Source organism: Nocardioides ginkgobilobae (assembly GCF_054781275.1).
The window spans coordinates 1-6109 of sequence record NZ_BAAGUS010000037.1 but is presented as its reverse complement, the minus strand read 5'-3'; the positions used below and the strand labels follow the sequence as shown (position 1 = coordinate 6109).

Genomic DNA, 6109 nt, shown 5'->3' with positions numbered 1-6109 from the left:
CATGTCCACGCCCGAGGCACTGCGCTGCCTGAAACGACGTTTGGCCCGCATCGTCTTCAACCACCTCAACACCGATCAAGCAGCGGCCGCGACTGGACTCGCGGCCGCCGCTTGACATAGGAGAAACCCATGGTCCAGGACTTCACCGGCCGGGTCGCGGTCGTCACCGGTGCCTCCAGCGGGTTGGGCGCCGCGACCGTGCGCCGGCTCGCCGCCGGCGGGGCACGGGTCTGGGCCGCGGCGCGGTCGCAGGACCTGCTCGCCGACCTCGCCGCGGAGTGCTCCGACGGCCCCGGTGAGGTGCGCTTCGGGCACCTCGACCAGACCGACCCCGCGTCCTGCCGCGCGATGGTGGCCGAGGCGGTGGCGGCGTACGGCCGGCTGGACGTGCTGGTCAACAACGCCGGTCGCCACGACTTCCGCCGCACCACCGAGGTGACCGAGCAGGAGTGGGCGCACGACATCGCGCTCAACCTGAGCGGGCCGTTCTTCGTCGCGCAGGCCGCGATCCCGCACCTGCTGCTCGCCCCCGGCGGCGGCGGGACGATCGTCAACGTCGCGTCGGTCGCCGGTGTGATGGGGGAGGCCTACTCCGCGGCGTACACCTCCGCCAAGCACGGCATCGTGGGGCTGACCCGGGCGCTGGCGGTGGAGTACCTCAAGGAGCCGCTGCGGGTGAACTGCGTGTGCCCCGGTGGGATGGACACCCCGCAGGTGCAGACGATCGGCGTGCCCGACGGCGCCGACTGGGACCTGATCATGCGGGTCGCGGCCACCCGCGGGCTGATGGCCGCCGACGACGTCGCGGCGACGATCTGCTTCCTCGCCTCCGACGACGCGGCCGCGGTCAACGGCAGCATCCAGGTCGTCGACGCGGGCCGCACGGCCGGCTGAGCCGGGCCGGGCCCGGGTCGGGCGCGCTCAGCCCTCGGCGAGGATCCCCGCGACGGCGGGGGACTCCCAGAAGGGCGCCAGGCGGGCACGCACCAGCGGCTCGAGGTCCCCGGACTCCCGGGCGGCCGCGACCAGGGCGGTCAGCGGCGGCAGCAGGTGCTCGGTGAGCACCGCGGCGTCCAGCCCGAGGTCGGTGACCAGCTCGGAGACGGGGTGCTCGGCGTACGTCGCCACGAAGCCGTCGACCACGGCGCGGACCATCGCCAGCACCGGCTCGGACGGTGCGGCGCCGATGACGACGTCCTGGACCATCCCGGCGAGGTGCTGGACCCGCTCCAGGGGGACCGTGCCCGCCCCGGACACCGGCTTGTCGGCGTACAGGTCGTAGACCTCGAGCACCGCCGCACGGGTCCCGGGGTCGCGCAGGGTCTCCACGACGACCGCGTTCAGCCGGCGCACCGCGAAGCCGGCGCCCTGGCCGGCCGCGGCACCGACGAGCGCGTCGAGCTGGGTGGCACCCATGACCTTGCCGGCCGCGCCGGCGTAGAGGGAGACCAGCGAGCCGACGCCCGGCAGCTTCTCCGCGACCGCGCGGTTGGCCTGCACCACCTCGGCCACGACCCGGCCCATGAAGCGCGACGCCAGGGCCGAGACCGCGGGGCTCCGGGTGAGGTCGTCCAGGGCGCCGCGCAGCCGCTCGCCGCTGCCGAGCAGGGTGTCGGCGAAGGCCTCGACGTGCTCGCGCGCCACGACCTGTCCCAGCGTGTGCTGCCCGGTCGGCCCGTCGTGCAACACCTCGGCGAGGACGGCGGTGAACGTGCTCGCGGCCGTGCTCGGGGGCACTCGGACCAGGACGTCGGAGATGAGCGCGGTGATCGCCTCCGGGTCCGCGACCTTGCCCACGGTGACGCGCGAGCCGGCGTCGAGGAGGTCGGCGACGTCGCGGGCCACCATCGCGGGCAGGTCGTGCTCGAGCTGCTCGACGACCCACGCCACCTGGGCGTCGAGGAGGCGGGCGGCCAGGTCGGTGCGATCGGTCACCTGCGCAGGCTAGTCGGCACCCATCACCCCCTGGCGTGTCGCGGCAGGACCTCTAGAGTGTGGCGGTCAGCCGGGGTCGACCCGGACCGACGGCGAGGGAGACCAGTGGCCGAGCCCGTGCTCAAGGACCTGACCGTCGTCGTCCTCGCTGCGGGCGGGGGCACGCGGATGCGGTCGAAGACCCCGAAGGTGCTGCACGAGATCGGCGGGCGCAGCCTGGTCGGGCACGTGCTCGCCGCGGTGGCCGAGACCAGCCCGCGCTCGGTCGTGGCCGTCGTCGGCCACCAGCGCGAGCTCGTCGCTCCGCACGTCTCCGCGCTGCTGCCCGACTGCCTGCTCGCGGTCCAGGAGGAGCAGAAGGGCACCGGCCACGCGGTGCGGGTCGCCGTCGAGGCCGCCGGCACCACCTCGGGCACCGTCCTCGTGGCGTACGGCGACACCCCGCTGCTCACCGGGCAGAGCCTGCGCGACTTCGTGGCCGAGCACGAGGCGGCCCAGCGCGCGGTCAGCCTGCTCTCCGGCGACGTCGCCGAGCCGGCTGGCTACGGCCGCGTGGTGCGCGACGCCGACGGCGAGGTGCTGGCGATCGTGGAGCACAAGGACGCCACCGCCGAGCAGCTGGAGATCACCGAGATCAACTCCGGGATCATGGCCTTCGAGGCCGGGTTCCTGCTCGACGCCCTGCCGCGGCTGGGCAACGACAACGCCAAGGGCGAGTACTACCTCACCGACCTGGTCGGGCTGGCCCGCGAGGCCGGCCTGATGGTCGGCGCGCACGTCCTCGAGGACGTCGTGCAGACCGAGGGCGCCAACGACCGCGCCCAGCTGGCCGCGCTCGGCCGGCTCCTCAACGAGCGGGTCGTGGACCGCTGGATGCGTGAAGGGGTCACCGTCGTCGACCCCGCGACCACGTGGATCGACGTGCACGTCGACCTGGGCCGCGACGTCACGATCCTGCCCGGCACGCAGCTGCTCGGGGCCACCACGATCGGCGAGGACGCCGTGGTCGGACCCGACACCACGCTCAAGGACTGCGAGGTCGGCGCTGGTGCCCGCGTCGTGCGCACCCACGCCGAGCTGGCCGTGGTCGGCGACGACGCGCAGGTCGGCCCCTTCTCCTACCTCCGCCCGGGCACCCGCCTGGGCGCCGGCGGCAAGATCGGCGGCTTCGTGGAGACCAAGAACGCCGTGATCGGCGACGGCGCGAAGGTGCCGCACCTCTCCTACGTCGGGGACGCCGAGATCGGGGAGGGCACCAACATCGGTGCCGGCACGATCGTGGCCAACTACGACGGGGTCGCCAAGCACCGCACCGTCGTGGGCCGCCACGCGCGCACCGGCTCCAACAACACCTTCGTGGCCCCCGTGGTCATCGGTGACGGCGCCAGCACCGGCGGCGGGACCGTCGTGCGGGGCGAGGTGCCGCCCGGCGCGCTCGCGGTCAGTGCCGGACCGATGCGCGTGATCGAGGGCTGGGCGCAGGAGCGCCGGGCCGGCACCGCGCAGGCCGACGCCGCGGAGGCGGCGGGCAGGGGAACAGCAGGTGGTCCAGAGGTGACCGACGACTCGTCCCAAGCCTCGGCCCCAGAGTTGGGCTGAGGCTCCCGCGAGGGGCACAATCAGCGGCGCCCACCACCCCCCGCGGCGCCTCTCCCGGCATCTAGGAGCACCTCGACGTGACCGGATACAAGAAGACCACCGAGAAGAACCTGATGGTCTTCAGCGGACGGGCCCACCCCGAGCTGGCCGAGGAGGTCGCGGACCTGCTCGGCACCGACCTGGTGCCGACCTTGGCGTACGAGTTCGCGAACTCCGAGATCTACGTCCGCTACGAGGAGTCGGTGCGCGGCTGCGACGCCTTCGTGATCCAGAGCCACACCGCTCCGATCAACGAGTGGATCATGGAGCACCTCATCATGGTCGACGCCCTCAAGCGGGCCTCGGCCAAGCGGATCACCGTGGTCATGCCCTTCTACGGCTACGCCCGCCAGGACAAGAAGCACCGCGGCCGCGAGCCGATCTCGGCCCGGCTGATGGCCGACCTGTTCAAGACCGCCGGCGCCGACCGGCTGATCGCCATCGACCTGCACGCCGACCAGATCCAGGGCTACTTCGACGGCCCCGTCGACCACCTGATGGCGCTGCCGATCCTCACCGACTACGTCATGGAGAAGTACGGCCACCAGCCGCTGTGCGTCGTCTCCCCCGACGCCGGCCGGATCAAGGTCGCCGAGCGCTGGTCGGCCAAGCTCGGCGGCGCCCCGCTGGCCTTCATCCACAAGACCCGTCGCACCGACCGGCCCAACGAGACCGTCGCCAACCGCGTCGTCGGTGAGGTCGCCGGCAAGATCTGCGTGCTGACCGACGACATGATCGACACCGGCGGCACGATCGTGAAGGCCGCCGAGGCCCTGGTCGCCGACGGCGCCGCGGGCGTCATCATCGCCGCGACCCACGCGATCCTCTCCGACCCCGCCGTCGACCGCCTCAAGAACTGCTCAGCGGTCGAGGTGATCGTCACCAACACGCTGCCGATCCCCGAGGACCGTCGCTTCGACAAGCTGACGATCCTCTCGATCTCCCCGCTCGTGGCCCGGGCCATCCGCGAGGTCTTCGAGGACGGGTCGGTCACGTCCATGTTCGACGGGCACGCCTGAGGCTGCCCCCGGCGCCTGCGCGCCCGGACGTCAGGCTCGAGCGTCGTACGCCGCCCGCGACCGCTCCACCTCGTCGATGTGGGCGCGCGCCCACGCGTCGAGCCCGGCGACGGCCTGCACCAGCGTGCCGCCGAGCGACGTGAGGCTGTACTCCACCCGCGGGGGCACCTCCGCGTGCACCTCGCGGGTGACCAGGCCGTCGCGCTCGAGCGCGCGCAGCACCTGGGTCAGCACCTTCGGGCTCACGCCCTCGATCCGGCGCTGCAGCTCGGTGAACCGGCAGGTGCGCTCGGCGAGCAGCAGGAGGACCAGTACCGTCCAGCGGTCGCCGATCCGGTCCAGGACCGTGCGCGTCGGGCAGGCGGCGGCGTAGGGGTCCGCGATCGGTGCCGTGCTCACGCCCCCACTATCCCTCAGGTAACCGCGGCACTTCAAGGTGCCTACTTCCGAGAGGGAAGTAACGGCTGCTGGGTCCGGTTGGTGCGAGTGTCAGCGTCACCCACGAGAGGAACCACCCAGGTCCCGCACCATCACCGTCATCGGAGCCACCGGCCACCTCGGACGACTCACGGTCGAGGCGCTTCTCGAGCGCGGCGTCGCCCCCTCCGACATCCGCGCCACCGGGCGCGCCACGGAGCGGCTCGCCGACCTCGCCGATCGTGGCGTGCAGGTCCTCCGAGTCGACCGCGACGACGAGGCAGCCGTCGCCGACGCCCTGCGCGGCGCCGACGCCGTGCTGCTGGTCTCCGGGACCGAGCTCGGCCGCGTCGAGCAGCACCGCAGGGTCGTCGAGGCCGCACGCGAGGCCGGTGTCGAGCAGCTCGTCTACACCTCGGGCCCGCACGCGCGGGGCTCGTCGGTGCAGCTGCTGGCCGACCACGCCACCACCGAGGAGCTGCTCGAGACCTCGGGCGTGCCGCACACCGTGCTGCGCAACGCGTGGTACGTCGAGAACTACACCGCCCAGGTCGAGACCTACCGGGCTCACGGGATGGTCGGAGCCGCCGGCGAGGGGCGGGTCTCCCTCGCCCCGCGCCGCGAGTACGCGGAGGCGGCGGCTGTGGTGCTCACCACCGACGGCCACCTGGGGAAGGTCTACGAACTCGGCGGCGAGGCCCACACGCTGGCCGAGGTCGCCGCGGTCATTGGCGAGACCATCGGCCAGGAGATCACCTACACCGACGTGCCGGTCGAGCAGCTCCAGCAGGTCCTCGCCGGCGCCGGCGTGCCCGCCCCGATGGATGCCGTGCTCGCCGACGTCGACAGGGGCATCGCCGCCGGCGAGCTGCTGGTCTCGACGACCGACCTCGAGACGCTGCTCGGCCGCCCGGCCACCGACCTGCGCCAGGCGGTCAAGGAGGCGCTGGTCTGAACCGAGCCCCGCCGGACCCTCAGCCTGGATCCGTAAGTTCTTGGCTGGCCCGGGAGGGTCGGGTGTGGCTGAGCCTTGATCGCCTTGCTGGTGGCTCCGGTGGATTGGCCGCCCGGCTTCTCCTGGGGCGCCTTGGCTGCTGATT

General features: G+C 73.0%; 6 protein-coding genes. 4 read left to right on the top strand and 2 right to left on the bottom strand.

The window, feature by feature from the left end; genetic code table 11:
- Positions 1-129: 129 nt before the first annotated feature.
- Entirely contained in the window at positions 130-894 is a 765-nt protein-coding gene (locus ACYVID_RS17990; protein ID WP_300645119.1) for an SDR family NAD(P)-dependent oxidoreductase, read from the top strand.
- 27 nt (positions 895-921) lie between these two features.
- Here the strand turns inward: ACYVID_RS17990 and ACYVID_RS17985 are convergent, their stop codons facing one another.
- Positions 922-1935 carry a hypothetical protein gene (locus ACYVID_RS17985; RefSeq protein ID WP_460739427.1) on the bottom strand — a complete coding sequence of 338 codons (1014 nt, stop codon included), beginning with the start codon at positions 1933-1935 and terminating at the stop codon, positions 922-924.
- A 105-nt stretch (positions 1936-2040) separates the two neighbouring features.
- Here ACYVID_RS17985 and glmU point away from each other — a divergent pair, with 105 nt between their 5' ends.
- Together glmU and ACYVID_RS17975 are read left to right on the top strand one after the other, a co-directional pair.
- The gene (gene glmU, locus ACYVID_RS17980; RefSeq protein ID WP_460739425.1) at positions 2041-3534 is read left to right on the top strand and encodes a bifunctional UDP-N-acetylglucosamine diphosphorylase/glucosamine-1-phosphate N-acetyltransferase GlmU; all 1494 of its coding nucleotides are present in this window, start codon (positions 2041-2043) and stop codon (positions 3532-3534) included.
- Between the two features lie 77 nt (positions 3535-3611).
- The gene (locus tag ACYVID_RS17975) at positions 3612-4592 is read left to right on the top strand and encodes a ribose-phosphate diphosphokinase (protein WP_460739424.1); all 981 of its coding nucleotides are present in this window, start codon (positions 3612-3614) and stop codon (positions 4590-4592) included.
- A 30-nt stretch (positions 4593-4622) separates the two neighbouring features.
- Here ACYVID_RS17975 and ACYVID_RS17970 read toward each other — a convergent pair whose 3' ends face one another.
- A complete protein-coding gene (locus ACYVID_RS17970; protein ID WP_300645114.1) occupies positions 4623-4991 on the bottom strand; it encodes a winged helix-turn-helix transcriptional regulator in 369 nt (122 codons plus the stop codon).
- Positions 4992-5121: 130 nt separating this feature from the next.
- Between ACYVID_RS17970 and ACYVID_RS17965 the strand changes: the two genes are divergently transcribed.
- Positions 5122-5964, top strand: coding sequence for an SDR family oxidoreductase (locus ACYVID_RS17965; protein ID WP_460739429.1), 843 nt, complete (start codon positions 5122-5124; stop codon positions 5962-5964).
- The last annotated feature ends 145 nt before the right edge of the window (positions 5965-6109 follow it).

Excerpts from the sequence above, each read along its gene's own strand:
- ACYVID_RS17990 (WP_300645119.1), top strand. The coding sequence starts at position 130 with ATGGTCCAGGACTTCACCGGCCGGGTCGCGGTCGTCACCGGTGCCTCC.